This window comes from Marinobacter profundi (assembly GCF_002744715.1).
Taxonomy (GTDB): Bacteria; Pseudomonadota; Gammaproteobacteria; order Pseudomonadales; family Oleiphilaceae; genus Marinobacter; species Marinobacter profundi.
This window is the reverse complement of record NZ_KZ319372.1, coordinates 116,322-137,432: the sequence shown is the minus strand read 5'-3', so window position 1 is coordinate 137,432 and position 21,111 is coordinate 116,322. Positions and strand designations below refer to the sequence as shown.

Annotated in this window: 19 protein-coding genes; 8 read left to right on the top strand and 11 right to left on the bottom strand. The window is 61.6% G+C overall.

Annotated elements, in window-relative coordinates; all coding sequences use genetic code 11:
• On the bottom strand, positions 1-1,986 hold the full coding sequence (locus tag CLH61_RS12605; RefSeq protein WP_099615106.1) for an ATP-binding cassette domain-containing protein: 1,986 nt from the start codon (positions 1,984-1,986) through the stop codon (positions 1-3).
• A gap of 97 nt (positions 1,987-2,083) precedes the next feature.
• Between CLH61_RS12605 and CLH61_RS12600 the strand changes: the two genes are divergently transcribed.
• From CLH61_RS12600 to CLH61_RS12590, 3 genes are all read left to right on the top strand, one after another.
• A complete protein-coding gene (locus tag CLH61_RS12600) occupies positions 2,084-2,617 on the top strand; it encodes a TIGR02444 family protein (protein ID WP_170003729.1) in 534 nt (177 codons plus the stop codon).
• Positions 2,614-3,003: a DUF4124 domain-containing protein gene (locus CLH61_RS12595; protein WP_099615104.1), complete on the top strand. Its 390-nt coding sequence runs from the start codon at positions 2,614-2,616 to the stop codon at positions 3,001-3,003. The genes CLH61_RS12600 and CLH61_RS12595 overlap by 4 nt, the downstream gene beginning before the upstream one ends.
• A 91-nt stretch (positions 3,004-3,094) precedes the next feature.
• Positions 3,095-3,832, top strand: a complete 738-nt coding sequence (locus CLH61_RS12590; RefSeq protein WP_099615103.1) for a BamJ family beta-barrel-assembly machinery protein — start codon at positions 3,095-3,097, stop codon at positions 3,830-3,832.
• 64 nt (positions 3,833-3,896) lie between these two features.
• On the opposite strand, the gene rsd is transcribed toward CLH61_RS12590, so the two are convergent.
• From rsd to CLH61_RS12560, 6 genes are all read right to left on the bottom strand, one after another.
• Entirely contained in the window at positions 3,897-4,379 is a 483-nt protein-coding gene (gene rsd / locus CLH61_RS12585) for a sigma D regulator (RefSeq protein WP_099615102.1), read from the bottom strand.
• Positions 4,380-4,469: 90 nt separating this feature from the next.
• On the bottom strand, positions 4,470-4,949 hold the full coding sequence (locus tag CLH61_RS12580; protein ID WP_099615101.1) for a disulfide bond formation protein B: 480 nt from the start codon (positions 4,947-4,949) through the stop codon (positions 4,470-4,472).
• 104 nt (positions 4,950-5,053) lie between these two features.
• Positions 5,054-5,263 carry a ribosome modulation factor gene (rmf, locus tag CLH61_RS12575; protein ID WP_099615100.1) on the bottom strand — a complete coding sequence of 70 codons (210 nt, stop codon included), beginning with the start codon at positions 5,261-5,263 and terminating at the stop codon, positions 5,054-5,056.
• A gap of 161 nt (positions 5,264-5,424) precedes the next feature.
• Positions 5,425-6,978: a glutamate--cysteine ligase gene (gshA, locus tag CLH61_RS12570; RefSeq protein ID WP_099615099.1), complete on the bottom strand. Its 1,554-nt coding sequence runs from the start codon at positions 6,976-6,978 to the stop codon at positions 5,425-5,427.
• Positions 6,979-7,066: 88 nt separating this feature from the next.
• Entirely contained in the window at positions 7,067-9,403 is a 2,337-nt protein-coding gene (locus tag CLH61_RS12565; RefSeq protein ID WP_099615098.1) for a Tex family protein, read from the bottom strand.
• A gap of 47 nt (positions 9,404-9,450) precedes the next feature.
• On the bottom strand, positions 9,451-11,190 hold the full coding sequence (locus CLH61_RS12560; protein ID WP_228152630.1) for a GGDEF domain-containing response regulator: 1,740 nt from the start codon (positions 11,188-11,190) through the stop codon (positions 9,451-9,453).
• Positions 11,191-11,332: 142 nt separating this feature from the next.
• Between CLH61_RS12560 and rep the strand changes: the two genes are divergently transcribed.
• The 3 genes from rep to CLH61_RS12545 all read left to right on the top strand — a co-directional run bounded on the left by rep (position 11,333) and on the right by CLH61_RS12545 (position 16,381).
• Entirely contained in the window at positions 11,333-13,351 is a 2,019-nt protein-coding gene (rep, locus tag CLH61_RS12555) for a DNA helicase Rep (protein WP_099615096.1), read from the top strand.
• Between the two features lie 125 nt (positions 13,352-13,476).
• The gene (locus tag CLH61_RS12550; RefSeq protein ID WP_099615095.1) at positions 13,477-15,807 is read left to right on the top strand and encodes a galactose oxidase early set domain-containing protein; all 2,331 of its coding nucleotides are present in this window, start codon (positions 13,477-13,479) and stop codon (positions 15,805-15,807) included.
• Positions 15,808-15,817: 10 nt separating this feature from the next.
• The gene (locus CLH61_RS12545; protein WP_099615094.1) at positions 15,818-16,381 is read left to right on the top strand and encodes a hypothetical protein; all 564 of its coding nucleotides are present in this window, start codon (positions 15,818-15,820) and stop codon (positions 16,379-16,381) included.
• 156 nt (positions 16,382-16,537) lie between these two features.
• Here the strand turns inward: CLH61_RS12545 and CLH61_RS12540 are convergent, their stop codons facing one another.
• Positions 16,538-16,951: a c-type cytochrome gene (locus CLH61_RS12540; RefSeq protein WP_099615093.1), complete on the bottom strand. Its 414-nt coding sequence runs from the start codon at positions 16,949-16,951 to the stop codon at positions 16,538-16,540.
• A gap of 209 nt (positions 16,952-17,160) precedes the next feature.
• On the opposite strand from CLH61_RS12540, the gene CLH61_RS12535 reads away from it, so the two are divergent.
• Positions 17,161-17,496 carry a hypothetical protein gene (locus CLH61_RS12535; protein ID WP_099615092.1) on the top strand — a complete coding sequence of 112 codons (336 nt, stop codon included), beginning with the start codon at positions 17,161-17,163 and terminating at the stop codon, positions 17,494-17,496.
• A gap of 75 nt (positions 17,497-17,571) precedes the next feature.
• Positions 17,572-18,699, top strand: coding sequence for a phospholipase A (locus tag CLH61_RS12530; RefSeq protein WP_099615091.1), 1,128 nt, complete (start codon positions 17,572-17,574; stop codon positions 18,697-18,699).
• Between the two features lie 130 nt (positions 18,700-18,829).
• On the opposite strand, the gene CLH61_RS12525 is transcribed toward CLH61_RS12530, so the two are convergent.
• The 3 genes from CLH61_RS12525 to CLH61_RS12515 all read right to left on the bottom strand — a co-directional run bounded on the left by CLH61_RS12525 (position 18,830) and on the right by CLH61_RS12515 (position 21,012).
• The gene (locus CLH61_RS12525) at positions 18,830-20,182 is read right to left on the bottom strand and encodes a phosphohexomutase domain-containing protein (protein ID WP_099615090.1); all 1,353 of its coding nucleotides are present in this window, start codon (positions 20,180-20,182) and stop codon (positions 18,830-18,832) included.
• A gap of 9 nt (positions 20,183-20,191) precedes the next feature.
• Positions 20,192-20,668 carry a bacterioferritin gene (gene bfr / locus CLH61_RS12520; RefSeq protein ID WP_099615089.1) on the bottom strand — a complete coding sequence of 159 codons (477 nt, stop codon included), beginning with the start codon at positions 20,666-20,668 and terminating at the stop codon, positions 20,192-20,194.
• A 137-nt stretch (positions 20,669-20,805) separates the two neighbouring features.
• On the bottom strand, positions 20,806-21,012 hold the full coding sequence (locus CLH61_RS12515; protein WP_099615088.1) for a bacterioferritin-associated ferredoxin: 207 nt from the start codon (positions 21,010-21,012) through the stop codon (positions 20,806-20,808).
• Positions 21,013-21,111 lie beyond the last annotated feature (99 nt).

Sequence of the window (21,111 nt, the reverse complement as noted above, 5' to 3'; positions counted from 1 at the left end):
TCAGCCCAGCTCGGCCTCCAGATTCTCCACCGTTTCGCTGACCTCAAGCCAGCGGGCCTCGGTATCCTCCAGCCGGCGACTGAGTTCAGTCTGTCGCGCCAACAGCTCCTTCAGCTGCTGCTTGCCCGCCTCGTCATACAACGCAGGCGACGCCAGCGCCTGCTCGACGTCGGCCATTTCGGCCTGCAGCCGGTCCATCGCAGCTTCCAGACTGGCCTGCTCCTTACGGAAGGGGGACAGCTTCTGACGCACGGCGGCTTCGGCACGTTTCCTGGCCTTGCGCTCCTCGGCACTTTCGCCGGGCCCCTCCCCCGCAGATTCTCCACCACGACTCGCCGAAGCCGGCGCCGCCGCGCCAGACGCCTCGCCCTGGGCCCGGGCCTGGACGTCGCGGGAGGGCGCTTCCACCTCGTTCTTGCGGCGGTCCGCGAGCCAGCGCTCGTAATCTTCCAGGTCACCCTCGTAGGCAACCACCCGGCCCTCGTTAACCAGCCAGAACTCATCCACCGTGTTGCGCAACAGGTGACGGTCGTGGGACACCACGACAATGGCACCGTCAAAGTTCTGCAGCGCCATGGTCAGTGCCTGACGCATTTCCAGGTCAAGGTGGTTGGTGGGCTCATCCAGTAACAGCAGGTTTGGCCGCTGCCAGGCAATAACCGCCAGAGCAACCCGGGCCTTCTCGCCGCCGGAGAAAGTGCGGATCGGAGTCAGCGCTTCGTCGCCGTGAAAATCAAACCCGCCGAGAAAATTGCGGATCTTCTGTTCGGAGGCCCTGGGATCAAGCCGTTGCAGATGCAGGAACGGGCTGGCGTCCAGATCGAGCGATTCCAGCTGGTGCTGGGCAAAATAGCCGATTGCCAGGTTCTCGCCGGTCACCCGGTCTCCGGACAGCAGGGTACGCTCACCACGCAGGGCATCGATCAGGGTGGACTTGCCCGCTCCGTTGGGACCAAGCAGACCGATGCGACTGCCGGGCAACAGGCTGAGGTTAAGACCTGACAGGATGACCTTGTCGCCGTGCCCCGCGGCCCCGTTGCGAATCGACAGCAGCGGGTTGGAGACCTTCTCTGCCAGGGGGAACTCGAAACTGAACGGGGAATCGATATGCGCCGGCGCAATCTTCTCCATCCGCTCCAGGGATTTGACCCGGCTCTGGGCCTGGCGGGCCTTGGTGGCCTTGGCTTTGAAGCGGTCGATAAAACGCTGGATCTCCGCGATCCTGGCCTGCTGGCGTTCATAGCCAGCCTGCTGCTGGGCCAGACGTTCCGCCCGCTGGCTCTCGAAGGCAGAGTAATTGCCGGTGTAGGACTCCAGCCGGCGCTGGTCAAAATGCACGACATGGGTCGCCACCCGGTCCATGAAATCCCGGTCGTGCGAGATGAACAGCAGGGTACCGGGATAACGCCGCAGCCAGTTTTCGAGCCACAGGCAGGCATCCAGGTCAAGGTGGTTGGTAGGCTCGTCCAGCAGCAACAGGTCCGAGGGCCGCATCAACGCCTGGGCCAGGTTAAGACGTATCCGCCAGCCCCCGGAGAAGGCCGACACCGGGCGGTCGGCATCCGCATCGGAGAACCCGAGACCGCGAATCAGTGCCTCGGCACGCCGCGGTGCCGACCAGGCCTCATGGAGGTCAAGCTCGCCGTGCAGCCGCGCCATGGCATGGTCATCGCCACGCAGCTCGGCTTCCGCCAATTCGGCCTCGAGCCGACGCAGGTCGGTATCACCATCGAGCACGAAATCCCTGGCACTGCGGCTGGAGGCACCCACTTCCTGCGCCATATGGGCAATACGGCAACCACCCGGCAGGCTGATGCTGCCCTGCTCCGGCGCAAGCTGGCCCAACAGCAGCTGGAACAGGCTAGATTTACCGGCTCCATTGGCGCCGACAATAGCCACCCGCTGCCCCGGCTGGACAGTGAGACTGGCGCTTTCTAGTAACCAGAGGCCACCACGTTGTAAACTGAGATCGGTTATCGTTAACATGGCGGCAATATTATCAGGGAACCTTACGGTTCGGATATCGTCTGTTAATCTGTAATGTAAACGGCAGGTAATGCCCGGATACCGGGAACGGAGCGGCATGACAACAGAAACAGCAGAGTTTGCCGGTACACTGGAGACCGAAAACCCGCTGTGGCACTTCGCCCTCGCCTTCTGGCAGCAACCGGAGGTCGAGCAAAGCTGTCTTGCCCTGCAATCCCGGGGCTGGAGCGTGACCCGTATCCTTTGTGCCTGCTGGCAGGCGAGCCGGAACCGGAGCTACCCGACGCAAGAGGCGCCCGAGATTGTGCGCTGGCGTAATGACATTACCGCTACTTTGCGTACAATTCGTCATATATTGCCAAAAGAGCAATACACGCTGGCCGCACTGCGAGACAATGTTGCGGCCGCCGAATTGCACGCGGAACAAATCGAGCTGGCGCTCGCCTTCAGGGCCCTGTCTACCAAAGGGCCCACCGAAGCGGAACACCAGGACCTGGCAGGTCTGACCATCTGCAACCTCCGCCAGGCCGCGCCGGAACCAATGATCGACAGGGAGACCGGCATTTTGCTGGAACAACTCACCAGGAGCCTGCGCGACCGGCTCTCCCCAACTGGAGCTTCAAAGCCATGATGATGAAATGGCTTGTCAGGCTCGCCTTCCCGGCGCTTGGCCTGCTGATGCTGCTGATTTTCTTCGGCATCAATGCCCCCGATACGGTGGTGGTCAAGACCGAGGAGCCGAAACCCGGCCCCGAAATCCCGTCCTTCGAAGGACTGGTTCCCTCTCCGGTGCCTACTGAAGGACCGGAAATCGTATTCAAGTGGCAGGACAGCGACGGCAGCTGGCACTATGCCGACCGGCCGCCCGCCCAGGGCAACTGGAATGCACTGGCTATCGAACCCGCCCCGCTGAGCGAGCAACCAGCGCTACCGGCCGGCAATCCGGAGACCGACTGGCAGTCACCCTATCAGGCTCCTTTTGCCCTGACCCCCCGGCCTGCCAATAACGGCAGCTGACTTCACACGTTAACGCATGTTCAGTAGCATCCGACGACTGAAACCGATAACTTTCAGTGCTGAATTACAAAACCAGACGAAGGACCCAGCAATGAAGAAAACCCTGATCGCCCTGGCGATTGCCGGCGTTATGGCTGGCTGCACCACTGCAACTCAGACCCCGGAAGATCCTAAGCTCGACACCAACGACCAGAAAGTAAGCTACGGCATGGGTCTGGTGCTCGGCGAGCGTATGCGCAACGATCTGCCCGACCTGCAGATGGACCAGTTTCTCCAGGGCATCCAGCACGGTCACGCCGCTGACGAAACTGCCAACCGGATGACCCGCGAGGAGATCCAGCAGGCTCTGATGGCCTATCAGCAGGAACTCCAGGACGAGCAGCGCGCCCAGATGGAAGAGCTTGCCCAGAAGAACAAGGACGCCGGCGAAACCTTCCTCGCCGAGAACGGCGCCCGCGAAGGCGTACAGACCACCGAATCCGGTCTGCAGTACGAAGTGATTGAAGAAGGCAGTGGCGACAAGCCGGCCGCCGAAGATCAGGTTCGTGTGCACTACACCGGCGAGCTGATCTCCGGCGAAGTCTTTGACAGCTCCCGCGAACGCGGCGAGCCGGTAACCTTCGGACTGAACCAGGTCATTCCCGGCTGGACCGAAGGCCTGCAGCTGATGACTGAAGGCAGCCGCTACAAACTCTACATCCCGTCAGACCTGGCCTACGGCCCGGGCGGTAATCGTGGCATTGGCCCCAACGAAACGCTGATTTTCGACGTGGAACTGCTGGCCGTGAACCCGGACCAGAAAGAAGAGACGGAAGCTGAGGCAAACTAAGCAGCTTCCAAAGCACCCGGGCCAGCAACACCGCGGCCCGGGTAAAACTACCTGCCGGCCCGCCTCAGACCGATGACAGAACCTTGTCAGCGTGAACGTTGTGCAGGTGTTCGATCAGAAAATCCTCGATCTCGAAGCGGCTTTCAAGCACCTCACCCAGGTTTGACAGCTCGTCAAAAAGTGACTTCACTTCATCCCCGGACAGTGCCCGGCCATCCAGGCGATCATTGAAATCGAGCGCAATCTCGGTGTTTTCCGCCAACCGCGGGTAGACCTTGGCCGCCAGCTCGAGACCGCCGTCATTGAACTCCTTGGCCTCCCGAATGAGCTGCTCGTAGACCTCGAAATGCCCTGCGGAGACATAGTCCACCAACACTTCGCAGAACCGGACAAATTTCGCCATGAGCGCTTCCGAAGGCGTACGGTCCTCCTGGCCGGACAGGTCGCAGTAATGGACCAGCAATTCCTGTCGCTCCTTGAGCCAGCGGTCAATCAACTCGCTGACGCCACCCCAGCGCTCCCTCGCATTCCGGCAATTTTCTAACATGTCGCCCGTCTCCTGCTCACGGCTGTGCACTCAGTGCTGCTGTTGATTGTGAACCTCAACTTACCCCAAGGCAGCCTGCCCTCGCAACACTTAACCGCGACGAAGCGGACGAAACAGCATTACCAGCCCGACCACCACCAGCAGGCTGAAGAAAACGGCCGTCCAGCCGGGAATGCTGAGCCCGAGGAAGCGCCACACCACTTCGGCACAATCGCCGGTACCGCGGATTGCCGTGGTGAGCACTTCCGTCCAGGGCAACACTTCGAGCATATAGTCGACCGATGGGCCGCAGGCGGGCACCTGGTCAGGGGGCAGGCTTTGCAGCCAGAGTTGACGCCCGGCCAGGGCAAGGCCGGTGCCGGCAAACAGCGCCAGCAGGAAACCGTAGATCCGGCCGCCGGTTGCCGCGGGGTTATGGACCACCGCAAGCAGGCTGACCGCCCCGACCGCCATGAAGGCATAGCGCTGGAGCCAGCACAGCGGGCACGGCTCGAGGCCCATCACATATTCCATGTAGAACGCGGTAGCCAGCAAGCCGGCACACACAAGAAAAATCAGGGAAAACACCATCCTGTACTTCAAGTTGTCACCTCACGATTGAACGGGCAGCCGGCCGGACTCCGGCGGCCACCCACTTAACCGTAAACGGGCGCGAACTTCAAGCTTCGGCAGGCTCAGGCAATGCGGGAAAACAGATCATCGTCCGTGGCATCGCGGACCACCTGCTCGGCATCGTCCCAGCCGGCCTCCCAGGCCGCAACCACCACCTCTCCGCGATAGGGGCAGCGGGCTTTCGGCAGACCGATGCTGGCCGCCATATAGCCCTGACGATAAGCCTTGTTAAGCGATTCAACGCCCCAGCCCAGGCCGGTGTCTGTTGCCATGCCTTCTCTCCCTGACCGCACGAACGTAGCGAATACCGACGATATGAAATGCCACGTCAACGCTAGCAGGGGATTGGCCGCCGGACAACGTGCTGTGGAGTTTTTGTGCACCAGGTCCGGTCATCGTGTGACCGCCCCCGCGTTGCCCGCCGTTTGCCGCATCAGTTCCGCAGGTACTGGGCCAGGAAATCCTCAAATGACAGCGAGTCGGATCGCTCCATCTCAACCTGCTCAGCCAGCGAATCAGCGCTCATCCGCTCGAATTCTGCCAGCGCCGTACCCTCAAGCGGTTCCGCCAGCAGGGTTTCCCGGTGCTGGCGGGCCATCTCCATACCCCAGTCACGGTGTCCGAGACCGGAGGTCTTCATCGCCTGCAGCACCTGTGCCGACGGCAACAGCTCCGGGTTTTCCACCTTGGCGCGCTGGGCCGTTAGGGCATTGCGATAGGTATCGCCCCCGGCCAGCCCATCGAGTTGTCCGGCCAGTCCCTGCAAGCGGTCCAGCAGGCGCAATGCCGACTCACCGACAGTGGTGGGGCCACGGCCGTCACACAGCGTCAGCTCAGGGGACCGGCCGCGGCTGACGACGTCCTTGTAGTTGTCATCCAGCCGCTCGCACTCGTCATCACCGATTCGGGGACTGTCCGATAACAGGCAGTCCAGCAGGAACAGGTCGAGGAAGTCGATCTGCTGCTCGTTCATCCCTACCGGCGAGAACGGATCGAGATCCAGGCAGCGTACCTCGATGTATTCCACGCCACGGGCCTCCAGCGCCTGGATCGGCTTTTCCTCGCGCCGGGTGGTGCGCTTGGGACGCACCGCGCTGTAGTACTCGTTTTCAATCTGCAGGATGCTGGTATTGATCTGGATGAACCGGTCCCCGTCCCGGGTGCCGATCGCTTCATAGGGTGGCCAGGGCGTATGTATGGCCCGGTACAGGGTCTTGGTGTAAGTCTCCAGCTCGTTAAAACAGATATTGAGCGACGACTGGGCATTGTTGTGGTAACCCAGATCACCCATCCGCAACGAGGTTGCCTCGGGCCCGTACCAGGTGCGATGCCCCCAGTCCGCCAGGTTGTGCCGGACGCCGGCAACAAAGCTGGCATCCAGCGCCGGCGAGGCACCAAACAACAGCATCAGCAGCCAGCTGCGGCGACGGAAATTGCGGATCAGCCAGAAGTACTGGTCCGACTTGAAATCCTGCAGGTTCTGACGGTTGCCCAGCGCCTGCTGCCAGATACCCCAGAAACTGTCCGGCAACGACACATTGTAGTGGGCACCGGCAATGCTCTGCATGACCCGGCCATAGCGCACGGCCAGGCCCTGACGGTAAACGTGCTTGAGGCGGCCAATGTTGGAGGTGCCATAACGGGCAATGGGAATGCTGCTGTCACCATTGATCTCGCAGGGCATGCTCGCCCCCCAGAACAGCTCGTCCCCCAGGTGTTGCTGGACATAGCGGTGGGTATCCCGCAGCGAGGACAGCATGGCGGCGGTCGAGTCACAGACCGGGGTGATCAGCTCGAGCAGGGCCTCCGAATAATCGGTGGTTATCTGCGGATGGGTCAGTGCCGATCCCAGCGCCCGGGGATGCGGAGTCTGGGCGATGAACCCGTTGCGGTCTACCCGCAGGCCTTCCTTCTCTGCGCCCTTGCGGAAACCGGACCACTGACTGGCAGTAAACTGCCCGAAAAGCTGATGACGGGATTCAGCCATGAATGACTCCTGTTGTGCAGTACCAGGCCAACCCGGCACTGCGAACAATTAGAATGGTGACGGGGCCGTGCAGGGCCCCCGGATGAGATCAGCGCTTACCTTTGGCCGAGGCCAGCGCCTGCGCCAGCGCGCCGGCCATTGCGCCCTGCTGGGCCGGCTGGGGCCTGGCTGCGCGCCCCTGGCCACCGCGACCGGCACCCGCACCGCTGCTGCGACCGGCTGGCTTTGCGCCGCCACGACTGTCCTCACCCGGCTGGTCATCCATCCGCATTGACAGCGCAATCCGCTTGCGGGGAATGTCCACTTCCATCACCTTTACCTTGACGATATCGCCGGCCTTCACCACTTCCCGCGGGTCCTTGACGAAAGTGTGGGACAAGGCGGAGATATGTACCAGCCCATCCTGATGCACGCCGATATCCACGAAGGCACCAAAGTTAGTGACATTGGTCACCGAGCCCTCGAGAATCATGCCAGGCTTGAGATCACCAAGGGTTTCCACCCCTTCCTCGAAACTGGCAAAACGGAATTCCGGGCGCGGATCGCGGCCGGGCTTTTCCAGTTCGGCGATGATATCGCGAATCGTCGGCAAGCCGAACTGTTCGGTCACGTAATCCTTCGGGTCCAGCGAGCGCAGGAACGAGCTGTCGCCGATAATATCGGCCACCTGGCGTCCGTTGCGGGCCGCTATGGCCTCCACCACGCCATAGGCCTCCGGGTGGACCGAAGAGCGGTCCAGCGGGTTCTCGCCACCGGCAATCCGGAGAAATCCTGCAGCCTGCTCAAAGGTCCGCTCGCCGAGGCGGGAAACCTTGAGCAGCTGTTTGCGGCTGCTGAACACACCGTTACGATTACGGTAATCAACAATGTTCTGGGCAATGCTCTGGTTCAGTCCGGATACCCGCGCCAGCAGCGGCACGGAAGCGGTATTGAGGTCGACCCCGACCCCGTTCACGCAGTCCTCGACCACCGCATCCAGACTGCGGGCCAACTGCACCTGAGACACATCGTGCTGGTACTGCCCCACCCCGATGGATTTGGGTTCGATCTTGACCAGTTCGGCGAGCGGATCCTGCAGGCGACGGGCGATGGAGACGGCGCCACGGATGGTGACATCGAGATCCGGCAGCTCGCGGGAAGCAAACTCGGAGGCGGAGTAGATTGAAGCACCGGATTCACTGACCACAATTCGCGCGAGCTTGAGCTCCGGATATCGTTTGCACAGGTCGGCGACCAGTTTCTCGGTCTCCCGCGAGGCGGTGCCATTGCCGATTGCTACCAGCTCGATCCGGTACTGCCGGCACCAGGCGGCCAGCTGCTCGATGGACTGGTCCCACTGGTTCTTCGGGGCATGGGGGAAGATCGCACCATGGCCCACTACCTGGCCGGTACCGTCAATCACCGCCACCTTGACCCCGGTGCGCAGCCCGGGATCCAGCCCCAGAGTCGGACGCGGGCCGGCCGGTGCCAGCAGCAACAGGTCCTTGAGGTTGGCCGCAAACACGTTGATGGCCTCGGCTTCCGCGGCTTCGCGAATCTGCGCCATCAGGTCGGTTTCAATCTGGGTCGCGAGCTTGACTCGCCAGGTCCAGCGCACCACCTCGGCCAGCCACTTGTCGGCAGCACGGCCGTTGTCACGGATGTTCCAGTGCGCGGCAATGCGCTGTTCCGCGGGATGGGGCTGGCGCCGGTCATCCTCACCGTCACCCACCACAATGGTGTAGCCCAGAATACCTTCGTTGCGGCCACGAAGAATGGCCAGCGCCCGGTGGGAGGGAATTTTTTTCAGTGGCTCGATGTGGTCAAAGTAATCACGGAACTTGGCCCCTTCGGTTTCCTTCCCCTCGATGACTGTCACCTTGAGCTGGCCCTGGTTCCAGATGAAGTCCCGCAGCACACCGAGCAGCTCGGCATCTTCGGCAAATCGCTCCATCAGGATATGGCGGGCTCCCTCCAGCGCAGCCTTGCTGTCAGTGATGCCGGCCTCGGCATTGAGATAACCGGTCGCGGTGGTTTCCGGATCCAGCGTGGGGTCGTCATAAAGCGCGTCGGCCAACGGCTGCAGACCCGCTTCACGGGCAATCTGGGCCTTGGTGCGGCGCTTGGGCTTGTAGGGCAGGTAGAGGTCTTCCAGGCGGTTCTTGGTGTCGGCTTCGGCGATGGCACTGCGCAGTTCATCGGTCAGCTTGCCCTGCTCCTCAATGCTCTTGAGGATGGTTCCGCGACGGTCTTCCAGCTCCCGCAGGTAGCGCACCCGTTCCTCGAGGGTTCGCAGCTGACTGTCGTCCAGGGAACCGGTAACCTCCTTACGGTAACGGGCGATGAAAGGCACCGTCGCGCCTTCATCCAGCAGTTCAATGGTGGCATTCACCTGTTGCTCGCGAACCCCGAGTTCGTCGGCAATGCGCCTGGAGATACTGTTCATGCAACCTCGCCTGATGCTTTAAAAACAAAGCGCAAAGGTACAGCGGCTTACTGTTGCAGGCAAGCCGGGGTGTTGCCACCATCGAGAAAATGCATCAGATCCGGCCAGCGCATGGGGCGGGCATAGAAGTATCCCTGGATCTCGTCACAGTGCTGCTGGCGCAGGAAATCCAGCTGATCCTCGGTCTCCACCCCTTCGGCAACCACGCTGATCTGCAGGCTGTGGGCCAGGCTGATAATCGCGCGGATGATGTGCTCCGCATCCGCGGAATGGCCCAGGTCCTGGACGAAGGACTTGTCGATCTTGACCAGTGCAATGGGCAGGTGCTGGAGGTTGCTGAGGGATGAGAACCCGGTACCGAAATCATCCAGCGCAAAACTGATTCCCAGCTGGTTAAGCTCCCGCAGGCAGCGCTGGGCGTATTCCGGGTCGTGCATCATGGCACTTTCGGTGAGCTCAAGTTCAAGCAGGCTGGTATCCACATTGGCGTTGTAGATGATGCGGAAAATAGTTTCCGTCATCTTGCGGTCGTGGAACTGGCGGAACGACAGGTTGACCGCAAACACCAGCCCGGGGTGCCCCAGCTCGGCGGCATCCCGCAAGCGCCCACAGGCCTGCTCAATCACCCAGTAACCGATCGGCACGATCAGCCCGCTGCGCTCCGCAACCGGAATGAATTCCTCCGGTGAGATCAGGCCGCGTTCCGGGTGGTTCCAGCGCAGCAGACATTCCACCCCGCGCACCTCCTCGGTGGCCAGGTCGATCCGCGGCTGGTAGTAGAGCTCAAGCTCCCGGTTACGCAGGGCATTGCGCAGGTCCGCTTCCAGCCGCAGCTGGTGGCCGGCGGTTACGTGCAGGTTCTGGTCATAGAAGCGGTAGCTGGTGCCGGCATCCCGCTTGGCCTCGAACATGGCGCGGTTGGCCCGCCGCAACAGGTTCTCGGCGGTGTTACCGGCCTCCGGGTAGGTGGCAACCCCCAGGCTGGCACTCACCACCAGGGTTTGGCCGCCAATGGTCAGCGGCTCATTCAGTGCGGTGACCACCTTGCGGATGACCTGGGTGACATCCAGGGAGTCCTCCACCTTCTCGACGATAATGGCGAACTCGTCACCACCGATGCGCATCAGGGAATCCACCCGGCGCAGGCTGGCCCGCAGCCGTTCGGCCAGCTTCACGATGAGCTGGTCGCTCTGCTGGTACCCCAGGGATTCGTTGAGATTGCGGAAGGCGTCAATGTTGAGGTGCAGCAGCGCAAGGCGCTGACTGCCCCGTTCCGCCCGCAGTAACGCCTGCTGCAAGCGGTCGAAGAACAGGTCGCGATTGATGAAACCGCTGGCCACCTCGCGGCCAAGCTGGCCATGGGCCGACTCTGCCAGCTGCTCCCGGTACCACAGGCAACGGACGGCGCGGATCAGCTCCCACTGGTCGATCCGGGCCCGGCTCAGGTAATCCGCGGCACCCTCGGCCAGCAGTTCCGGCGCCCGCTCGGCGGCGGGCTCGGCACTCAGCGCCAGCACCGGCCGGTCATGGCTGGACGCCGCCAGGTATTGGATAAAGGCCAGCTCGGAGCCGCCATGAAAGACACAATCCCAGATGATCACGTCAAAATGGGCGTTGCGGATCAGGTCTTCGCAATCGATAAGATCCGGGCACCAGGTCAGGTCCGGATCCAGCTCCGGATCCCGCGCCAGCAGGGCACCGAGCCACAGGTAGTCGGCGTATTCCGGGGTCAGTACCAGTATACGGATGCGGCTACAGCTCATGGGTTCCGTCGCCAAAAGTGTCATTTATTCGCAGATTTCCCTGTAATCATAACAAGTTGTCCTCACTAGGATAGCCGATACATTGCCAAGGTACAGGACCCCCTGCGCTGGTGTAGAATAGCGGCCCATTATCCCTATCGAATCTGCCTTCTCCAACAGGACCGTCGTGAGCCAGCTCAACCCCCGACAAAGTGAAGCCGTGCGCTATGTAGAAGGCCCCCTACTGGTACTGGCGGGGGCCGGCAGCGGCAAGACCAGCGTGATCACCCGCAAGATCGCCCATCTGATCGAGCAGGTAGGCATTCCGGGGCGACATATTGCCGCGGTCACCTTTACCAACAAGGCGGCGCGGGAAATGAAGGAGCGAGTCAGCCGGCTGGTCGACCGGAGCCAGGCCCGCGGCCTCACGGTGTCCACCTTCCACAACCTCGGCCTGAACATGATCCGCGAGGAGCATGCCCACCTCGGCTACCATCCCGGCTTCTCCATTTTCGACGCCGAGGATGCCAAGGCCCTGCTGCAGGACCTGATGATGCGGGAGGCCAGTGCCGATGCCGGTGATGAACTGGCGGACGTCCAGATGACCATCTCGTCCTGGAAGAACGCCATGCGCAGTCCGGCAGAGGCGCGGAGCAAGGCGGCGGACGAACGGGAACAACGGATCGCCCTCATTTACGCGCGGTACAACGAGTACCTCAAGGCCTACAACGCGGTCGACTTTGACGACCTCATCCTGCTGCCGGTACAACTGTTCCGCACCCATCCGGACGTCCTGCAGAAGTGGCGCCGCAAGATCCGCTACATGCTGGTGGATGAGTACCAGGATACCAACGTCTGCCAGTACGAACTGGTCAAGCTGCTGGTGGCCGAGCGGGCGGCCTTTACCGTGGTCGGAGACGATGACCAGTCGATCTACGCCTGGCGCGGCGCGCGACCGGAAAACCTGGTCCAGCTGAAGGAAGACTTCCCCAGCCTGAAGATCGTCAAGCTGGAGCAGAACTACCGCTCCACAGGACGCATCCTGCGCAGCGCCAACACAGTCATTGCCAACAACCCCCACGTGTTCGAGAAAGCACTGTGGAGTGAGCACACCATCGGCGAGGAAATCCGCATCGTGCGCTGCCGCAGCGAGGATGCCGAGGCAGAGCGGGTCGCCACCGAGATCATTGACCAGAAGCTTAAAAAGGGCCTGTCGTTCCGGGATTTCGCCGTACTCTACCGCGGCAACCACCAGGCCCGGCTGCTGGAAATGAAACTGCAGGCCTACCAGATTCCCTACCGGATCTCCGGCGGGCAGTCGTTCTTCTCCAAGAGCGAGATCAAGGACGCCATGTCCTACCTCCGACTGCTGGTAAACCCGGATGACGATGCCGCGTTTCTGCGGGTGGTCAACGTACCACGGCGGGAAATCGGCCCGCGCACTTTAGAGCAGCTCAGCCACTATGCCCGCTCCCGCAATGTCAGTCTGTTCCGCTCGCTGGGAGATATGGGCGCCGAGGCCCACGTCACCGAGAAGGGCCTTGACCGGCTGCGCCGCTTCGCCCACTGGGTCGACAACACCTGCGAGCGCCTGCACCGGGAAAACCCGATCCCGGTGATCAAGCAGCTGTTCACCGACATCGAGTACGAGGAGTGGCTGCACCAGCACTCCGGCAGCCCGAAACAGGCCGAACGGCGAATGGAGAACATCTGGTACCTGACTGATGCCATCCAGCGCATGCTCGATGACGGCAAAGGCACCGCCGATGAAATCGGGGTCGAGGACGCCATCAGCAAACTGATCCTGCGCGACATGATGGAACAGCGAGAAGAAGATGATGACAGTGACAAGGTGCAGCTGCTGACACTCCATGCCTCCAAGGGCCTGGAATTCCCCCATGTCTTCATCATGGGCCTGGAGGAAGAGATCCTGCCCCACCGCACCAGCATCGAAGAAGGCAACATCGAGGAAGAGCGCCGGCTGATGTACGTGGGCATCACCCGCGCCCGGGAGACCCTGACCCTCACGTTTGCCGCCCAGCGCAAGCAATATGGCGAAAAGCTGGAAACCATTCCCAGCCGCTTCCTGGACGAACTGCCGGAAGAGGACCTTAGATGGGAGGGCATGGGTGACCTGGATGTTGAAGCCAACCAGAAAAAGGGCAAGGCGACCCTGAGCGCCCTGCTCGGGGATCTCGGGGCCTGAGCCGGCACCGGCCACTACATTACCAATTGTTAAACACCGTCAACTGCAACTATTCCCTCCCCTGAGCCGTTAGCTGTAGTGGGGCCCCTGGCCCCGACTACAAAAACAACAGCCAGGAGAGTGAAATGAACAGCAAGAACCTGCCTTTGATTCCCGCTCCCGCAGCACGGAGCCGACGCTATCTGGCGCTCGGTTCGGCTTTGATTCTCAGCGCCTGCGGCGGTGGATCGTCCGGAGACAATGCAGCGGGAACCTCACCGTCGCCGGACTCCAGCACGGCCGTTGCCGGCGATCAGACCGTCAGCGAACGACAGGCCGTGTTGCGGGACGACTACTCGCCGGTTGGCGCGTTCAGTGCGCCCTTCGCAGAACCGACCATCATTGTTGACGGCGAAGCCGTAACCACCGACGAACGCTGCGTTACCAACAGCGAAGGCCTGCTCGAATGCAAACCTGCCGCGGGCACCATGGCGCTCCTCGAAGACGGCCGGGTGCTCTACCTCAATGCCCTCGAGGGTACCGAGAACGTTGAGCTGTCCATCGTGGGGGAGTTCGGTGAAGTGTCGATCAACGACCAGAGCCGGGTACTGGCACTGGGCGATAACGACACGCCAAGCTGGCAGAAGCCGGACCCGCTGCGAGCCGGCGCCAACCCCGATGGCAACGACAGTGAAACCCTGCTCAACGGCACCGAGCTGGATGGCTTGCTGGACACCGCAGACAACACCACCCGGAACGACGGGGCATTGTTCTGCTCCGACGTAATCGGGCTGGCGGACGGCCGGATCATGGCGGTGGGTGGCACCGACTATTATTCCGAGCCTGGTATTGACGGCCTGCCGCTGGGGGTTGCCGAACTGGAAGGCATCAAGAACTCGCGGATCTTCGACGAACGCAGCAACACCTGGAGCCAGAGTGGCGATATGACTTACGGCCGCTGGTATCCATCGCTGGTTACCCTGGCAGACAGCAAGGTGTTCGTCGCCAGTGGCGTCACCAAGCTGCTGAAACCGGTCTATCCGGAAGACCCGCTGAATTCCGGCCGCAATGTGGTCCAGACCGAAACCTACGACCCCTGTAGCGGTGTCTGGACCGAGAACCCGCCCACGGCCGACCGCTCTCTGCCACTCTACCCGCGGATGCACCTGCTGCCCAACGGCCACGTGCTGTATAACGCCGGCGGCCAGGCCTTTAACCCGTTCGGCCAGGGCTATGACCAGGCGCTGTGGAACCTGGTAGCCAGCTACAACCCGCAAACCCAGGCCTGGACCGACATCGGCTACGCCGGATTACCCCTGCGGCTGGACGAGGCCGGCCTCGCCCAGCTCTCCAGCACTCTCAACATCACCAACGCCTCAATGGACCAGTTCTCCACCCTGCTCGGTGATCTGCTGGAATCGCCGACGGAGCTGCTGACCTCCGCCGCCGATACCGGTGTCGATGAAGAGGCCCTGAAGATAGCCATTGCCGGCGGTATGCGGGGCTCCACCTCCTCCACCATGCTGCCCCTCAAACCCAATGAAAACGGCGACTACACCGAGGTCGAGCTGCTGACCGCCGGTGGCGTACCCAGCTACGCCCTGCTGACCAACCCCGGCGGATACCTGCCGGTGGCCCAGAGCCGGATTGACCGCATCACCACGACCGGCGACCGTATCGACTATGAGTCGCGACTGACCGGACCGCTGAACCAGCCCCGCTGGTACGGTACCAACGTAGTGATGCCCGACGGCAGCGTGATGGTGTTCAGCGGCGGTACCCGCGACGGCGTGGTCGCACCGGGCCTGGAAGGCCCACTGATGACCGCCGAGCGCTTTGATCCGGAAAGCGGAACCTGGACCGAGGTGGCCACGGCCAATCGCCCCCGCACCTACCACAACACCGCGCTGCTGCTGGCCGACGGTCGGGTACTGATCGGTGGCCACGCGCCCATCAATACCGCCTACCTGTCTCATATCAGCTTCGAGGATTTCGGTCTGGCACCGAACGCCGGTCGCGATCCCAGCTTCGAGATCTATACCCCACCCTACGCCATGCGCAACGACCGCCCGGAGATTCTCTCGGCACCGGAAAACCTGACCACCGGCCAGAGTTTTTCCATCCAGGTGGACGACCCCGAGAATATCGACAAGGTACTGCTGATCCGGCGCACCGTGATGACCCATCTGATTGATGGTGACCAGCGCGCCATCGAGTTACCCATCCAGTCCCGCAATGGCCGCAACCTGCGCCTGACTATGCCGGACACCCACAACGTGGTCCCGGCCGGCAAGTACATGCTGTTCGTCAGCAAAGACAGCGAAGAGGGGCGGGTCCCCTCGGTGTCTGCGCCGATCACCGTGGTCAACACGGCGCTGGAGTGCATGGCGGACCTGCAACTGGCCGACGACACCGCAGGTACTGACACCGACACCGACACTGACGGCAGCAGCGATGGTCTGCTCGGAATACTGTGAGGAGACAGGCATGACGGCGAAAAAATCATCTGACCGGCTGCTCGCCACCATCGGCTGCCTGGTAACGACGCTCGGGCTGCTCAGCCCCGGAGCCGTCGTTGCACACGGCGGCCCCGACATGTCGGCGCTGCCGCAGGGGGTAGTCAAGGCGAGTCTTACCGACCCGGCGGATATCCGCGGGCTGCACCTCACCATTCTGGACGCGCCGGTGCCGGCCCTCCTGCTGCGCTATGAAGGCTCAGGAACCCTGCACGTCCCCGGCAGCGACGGCGGGCCTTTTTTGCGGTTCCAGCGCGACCGGGTCGAAGCCCATACCGATAGCCCCAGCTGGCACGCTGCCGCTACCGCGGCCGGCAAGCCCACCGGGACTGATCGCGGCCACTGGCAAACCGTGTCGGGCTCTGGCAGCTTCGGCTGGGTTGACTCCAGGGTCGCCGAGGCCGTCCGGCATGCCGGTGCAGACGGCAAACCGGTGACCTGGCGCATCCCGGTCGCGCTCGAAAACAGCAGCACTGCGAGCAGCCTGACCGGCTCGGTGACCTGGCAACCACTACCAGACCCGGGCGGGCAATGATTCCCCCGAAAGCGCCAACTGCAGGCGGGGACAGGCTTAAGCCTGTCCCCTGCTAACCTCCAACTCCGCGCGTCCCCTTCGGGGACAGGCTTAAGCCTGTCCCCTGATACGAAAAACCCCCGCAGTGCGGGGGTTTTTCATCACAGCCGTGTCGGCTTACTTACTCTCATTAACCATATATTCGACCGCGGCCTGGATTTCTTCATCCGGGCAGCTGGCGCAGCCACCCTTGGCCGGCATGGCATTGAAGCCGTTGATGGCGTGGCTTACGAGGGTTTCGAGGCCCTGGTCGATACGGGCAGACCAGGCGCCGGAATCACCGATCACCGGGGCACCGGCTGCGCCGGTAGTGTGGCAAGCCATACAAACCGCATTATAAACCTCGTCACCCGCACGCGGGCCGGAGCTGGCGGCCGCGGCAGGTGCCACTTCCTGGCCACAGTCCTCGCCCTGCAGGCAGACTTCGCCTACCGGCGCAATGCGCGCACGAATTTCGTCTTCAACACTTGCCATTACGGCACCTGCCGTCAGGCCGAAGCCAAGCAGTACAGCAGCCAGGACTCTCTTCATCTTCACAATGCACCTCGCATCAGAGCGTTATAATCTTTAAGTCGCCGCATTATAGCGGGTGGCGCACTGCAAAAAAACCAATGGCTCGACCCGTCACTTGATTTCGGCCAAATAATTGCCATTTGGTGAACTTTTCCAGCCGGGGTAACGCCGGCAATGGTAAACCGTTACCATAGCGCCATTCCCTGCCCACTGCGGAGCCCTGACCCATGTTACCGAATCCGTCAACGACACCCCATCCCTGGCGCAAGCGCCTGCTGGCCACGGAGTTCATCGCCCTTGCCATCCTGCTTGGCTCCATGGCCATTCTGGGCAGGAGCAGTGACGGTGGCACGCTGAATCCAGCCTGGCTGATCATCCCCGCCGCCGCCAGCCTGGCGGTATTTCTGAGTTTTATCGGGCTGATGTACCTGCGCTGGGTGGTGGCGGCGGAAGCCGGCAAAGCAACCCGTCACAAACTGGTGTTCGGGCTGCTGGCAGTCACCCTGCTGGGCGTATGGGTTTATGGCATCGCCAACACCTGGCTCAGCATGAACGCGGGCTAGACCCGGCGAGACATCAGTGCGAAACAACAGCGCGAAACTTCAGTAAAAAACACAGGCACGAAAACAGGTGCAAAAATGAACCGATTGTCAGTTCTGCCCTTGCTGCTGCTGACTGGCCTGGCCCCGGCCACGACACTTGCGCAGGCCAGCCCGGATCCGGCGGAAACCACCAGCCGTGAGTTGCGTGACTGCGCGGTAATCCAGAACGGCGTCGCGCGCCTTGCCTGCTACGACGAGCAGAATAACCCGCAAGCGGCCCGCGAGCAGGCCAGTGACGCGGAGATCGAGGCGGCCGAGCAGCTCACCGACCGGCTCGACCCGGATGCGGCGCTGGATACCGATACCGGCGATACCGCAGCCGCAGTCGGTGACCAAGACGACAGTGGCGTAATGGATGCAGTCATCGATCGCTACGTGGCCGCGGAGAAAGCCATCTTCTCGTTCTCCGGAGCCTTTGTCAGCCACCGGCCCACCTATATCCTGCCATTTACCTGGGTATCCAGCCCCAATCAGCAGCCGACCAGCCCGCGACTGGGCAGCACCGGTTACGATTACGACCTCGACAACAAGGAAGCCAAGTATCAGATCAGCTTCAAGGTGCCGCTGCTGACCGGCCTGCTCGACGACCGCACCACCCTCTGGTTCGGCTACACCCAGGCCTCCTTCTGGCAGGTCTACAACCGCGCCGAATCGGCACCGTTCCGGGAAACCAATTACGAACCGGAGCTCTTTGTCCGTTACCGGACCGACTGGAAACTGGGCCCGGGCACCCTTAATGGCGTCACGCTCGGCTTCAGTCACCAGTCCAATGGCCAGAGCGAGCCGCGCTCCCGCAGCTGGAACCGCATCATTGGCAGCGCCGGATACAGCTATGACCGCTGGCTTTTCATGGTGCAACCCTGGTATCGACTGCCGGAAGGCTCCGACAGTGACGACAACGCCGACCTGGACCGCTATGTGGGCTATGCCGATTTCATTGGCGTTTACAAGCTGAGCGAGGACAAGACGCTGTCCCTGAAACTGCGCAACAATTTCCGTTCCGAAGACAACAAGACGTCCTTTGAACTGGGTTACAGCTTCCCGATGGGCGGGCGCCTGAAGGGATTTATCCAGTACTACAACGGCTACGCAGAAAGCCTGATCGACTACAACAAGCGCGTTCACCGCTTTGGCATTGGCGTGATGCTGAACGACTGGCTCTAGGTCAACAGGTGCAGGGGGACAGGCGTAGGTGGACATATGGGGACAGGCTTAAGCCTGTCCCCTTTCTGACCTGTGTATAGGGGGACTGGCTTAAGCCTGTCCCCCTCCCCTCCTGATCCAAACCATTCTGCTACTTATTCAACCGCTCCATTTCCGCCAGCAGTTCTTCGGTTTTCTCGTTCATCAACGGTATATCCCCCCGGGATTCCACATTCAGCCGTACCACCGGCTCGGTGTTGGACATCCGCAGGTTGAACCGCCAGTCGTCGAACTCGATGCTCACCCCATCCACATGGCTGACGCTTTTGGCGCCGATGCTGTATTTGGCTTCAATTGCGGCGATCACCTTGCGGGGATCGTCAATGGTGCGGTTGATTTCGCCACTGGCGGGATAGGACTCGATGCGGGCGTCAATCAGTGACGACAATGTCTGGCCGGACTGGCACAGCCGCTCCGCCACCAGCAACCAGGGAATCATCCCACTGTCGCAGTAGGCAAAATCACGGAAGTAGTGGTGGGCACTCATCTCGCCGCCGTACAGGGCATCCTCATCCCGCATCCGCTGCTTGATAAAGGCATGGCCGGTCTTGCTTTCGATGGCCTTGCCGCCCGCCGCCTGCGCCAGGTCGATGGTGTTCCAGGTCAGCCGCGGGTCATGGATGATCTTGCCGCCGCCGGCCTTGCGCAGGAACTGGTCTGCCAGCAACCCGACAATGTAATAGCCCTCGATAAAGCGGCCATTCTCATCAAAGAAGAAACAACGGTCATAATCGCCGTCCCAGGCAATCCCCATGGCAGCCTGGTGTTCCACCACTGCATCGGCGGTCACCGCCTGATTCTCCTTCAGAATCGGGTTGGGGACTCCGTTGGGGAAGTTACCGTCGGGCCGGTGATGAACCTTGATAAAACTGAACGGCAACAAAGGCTCCAGGTCATCAATCACCAGGCCGGCGCCGCCGTTGCCGGCATTGACCACAATCTTCATCGGCTTGAGCGTTGCCACATCAACATAGCCCAGCAGGTGATCGACATAGGCTGCCGCCACTGCCAGCGACTCACGGCGGCCGCGCAGCGGGGCGTCAGTAAACGGCTGCAGTACCCGGTCCCGGATGTCGTTCAGCCCGTTATCGGAGCTGATCGGCCGGGACTCGGGGCCCACCATCTTCATGCCGTTGTGGTCTTTCGGGTTGTGGCTGGCGGTCACCATGATGCCACCGTCCATGCCGTAGTGGCTGGTAGCAAAGTACACCTGCTCGGTACCGCACAGGCCAATGTCAAATACATCAGCGCCGGCCGCCATCAGCCCCGCGCTGAGCGCTTCGGCAATCTCCGGGCTGGAGAGGCGGATGTCGTAACCCACGATGACCTTGCGGGCACCGGTAACGTCCACATAGGCGCGGCCGATCTTTTCAGCCAGTTCGGGATTGAGCTGCTCCGGCACGCGGCCCCGCAGGTCGTAGGCTTTAAAACAGGACAGATCCATTGTACTGGCTTACTCCGCGGCGGCTGACTGAAGCTGGATATAGTTCTGGATACCCATCTGGCCGATCATCTCCAGCTGGGTTTCCAGCCAGTCGATGTGCTCTTCCTCGCTGTCCAGAATGCTGCGGAACAGCTCCCGGCTGGTGAAGTCCTGCACTTCCTCGCAATAGAGGATGGCTTCCTTGAGGTCGGCGTGGGCCGTCATCTCCAGCTTGAGATCGCAGGACAGCATTTCCTCGACGTTTTCACCGATCAGCAGCTTGTTGAGGTCCTGCAGGTTGGGCAAGCCTTCCAGGAACAGGATACGTTCGATGAGCTGGTCGGCGTGCTTCATCTCATCAATGGACTCTTCGTATTCCTTGGCGGCCAGCTTGGTGATCCCCCAGTCCTTGTACATGCGGGAATGCAGGAAATACTGGTTGATGGCGGTCAGCTCGTTGCCGAGGACCTTGTTGAGATACTGGATAACCTTCTTGTCGCCTTTCATAGCAGCGCTCCCTGATGACGAGTGTGTTCAGAGAACAAGGATAGCTGCTTACCGGCCAATAAAAAATTGCGGAGGGGACATCCGGTACAGAAAAGCCGGCGGTGCGGCCGGCTTTGGGGATACGGCAGAGCGTGAGGTCAGGCGGGTTGGGCGAGCATGTTGGCCAGGGCCAGGTAGTCCGGAGTCCGGCTTTCCCGCAGGATCTCCCGCGCGGTGGACGCACAGCGCCCGCACTGGCGACCCACCCCGAGCTCGTTACCGAGCTGGCGCATGGAAGAACAGCCATTATCTGCCGCCTCGCGGATGTCGCGGTCGGTTACCCCGTGGCACAGGCATACATACATAACGATCCCACCGTCCTGAAGAACTTAGTGGGAATTATTGTCATTACCATCTAGAAATGCAACCCCGTTGCGTTAAATTTGTGCAACCGGGCCGAAAGT

What these genes read in the sequence shown, in the direction of transcription:
- CLH61_RS12600 (WP_170003729.1), top strand. Translation starts at nt 2,084, where the DNA reads ATGACAACAGAAACAGCAGAGTTTGCCGGTACACTGGAGACCGAAAAC.
- CLH61_RS12525 (WP_099615090.1), bottom strand. Translation starts at nt 20,182, where the DNA reads ATGGATCTGTCCTGTTTTAAAGCCTACGACCTGCGGGGCCGCGTGCCG.
- CLH61_RS12550 (WP_099615095.1), top strand. Translation starts at nt 13,477, where the DNA reads ATGAACAGCAAGAACCTGCCTTTGATTCCCGCTCCCGCAGCACGGAGC.
- CLH61_RS12595 (WP_099615104.1), top strand. Translation starts at nt 2,614, where the DNA reads ATGATGATGAAATGGCTTGTCAGGCTCGCCTTCCCGGCGCTTGGCCTG.
- CLH61_RS12565 (WP_099615098.1), bottom strand. Translation starts at nt 9,403, where the DNA reads ATGAACAGTATCTCCAGGCGCATTGCCGACGAACTCGGGGTTCGCGAG.
- CLH61_RS12605 (WP_099615106.1), bottom strand. Translation starts at nt 1,986, where the DNA reads ATGTTAACGATAACCGATCTCAGTTTACAACGTGGTGGCCTCTGGTTA.
- CLH61_RS12540 (WP_099615093.1), bottom strand. Translation starts at nt 16,951, where the DNA reads ATGAAGAGAGTCCTGGCTGCTGTACTGCTTGGCTTCGGCCTGACGGCA.
- CLH61_RS12580 (WP_099615101.1), bottom strand. Translation starts at nt 4,949, where the DNA reads ATGGTGTTTTCCCTGATTTTTCTTGTGTGTGCCGGCTTGCTGGCTACC.
- CLH61_RS12545 (WP_099615094.1), top strand. Translation starts at nt 15,818, where the DNA reads ATGACGGCGAAAAAATCATCTGACCGGCTGCTCGCCACCATCGGCTGC.
- CLH61_RS12530 (WP_099615091.1), top strand. Translation starts at nt 17,572, where the DNA reads ATGAACCGATTGTCAGTTCTGCCCTTGCTGCTGCTGACTGGCCTGGCC.
- CLH61_RS12535 (WP_099615092.1), top strand. Translation starts at nt 17,161, where the DNA reads ATGTTACCGAATCCGTCAACGACACCCCATCCCTGGCGCAAGCGCCTG.
- bfr (WP_099615089.1), bottom strand. Translation starts at nt 20,668, where the DNA reads ATGAAAGGCGACAAGAAGGTTATCCAGTATCTCAACAAGGTCCTCGGC.
- rmf (WP_099615100.1), bottom strand. Translation starts at nt 5,263, where the DNA reads ATGGCAACAGACACCGGCCTGGGCTGGGGCGTTGAATCGCTTAACAAG.
- CLH61_RS12515 (WP_099615088.1), bottom strand. Translation starts at nt 21,012, where the DNA reads ATGTATGTATGCCTGTGCCACGGGGTAACCGACCGCGACATCCGCGAG.
- rsd (WP_099615102.1), bottom strand. Translation starts at nt 4,379, where the DNA reads ATGTTAGAAAATTGCCGGAATGCGAGGGAGCGCTGGGGTGGCGTCAGC.
- CLH61_RS12590 (WP_099615103.1), top strand. Translation starts at nt 3,095, where the DNA reads ATGAAGAAAACCCTGATCGCCCTGGCGATTGCCGGCGTTATGGCTGGC.
- gshA (WP_099615099.1), bottom strand. Translation starts at nt 6,978, where the DNA reads ATGGCTGAATCCCGTCATCAGCTTTTCGGGCAGTTTACTGCCAGTCAG.
- CLH61_RS12560 (WP_228152630.1), bottom strand. Translation starts at nt 11,190, where the DNA reads ATGACACTTTTGGCGACGGAACCCATGAGCTGTAGCCGCATCCGTATA.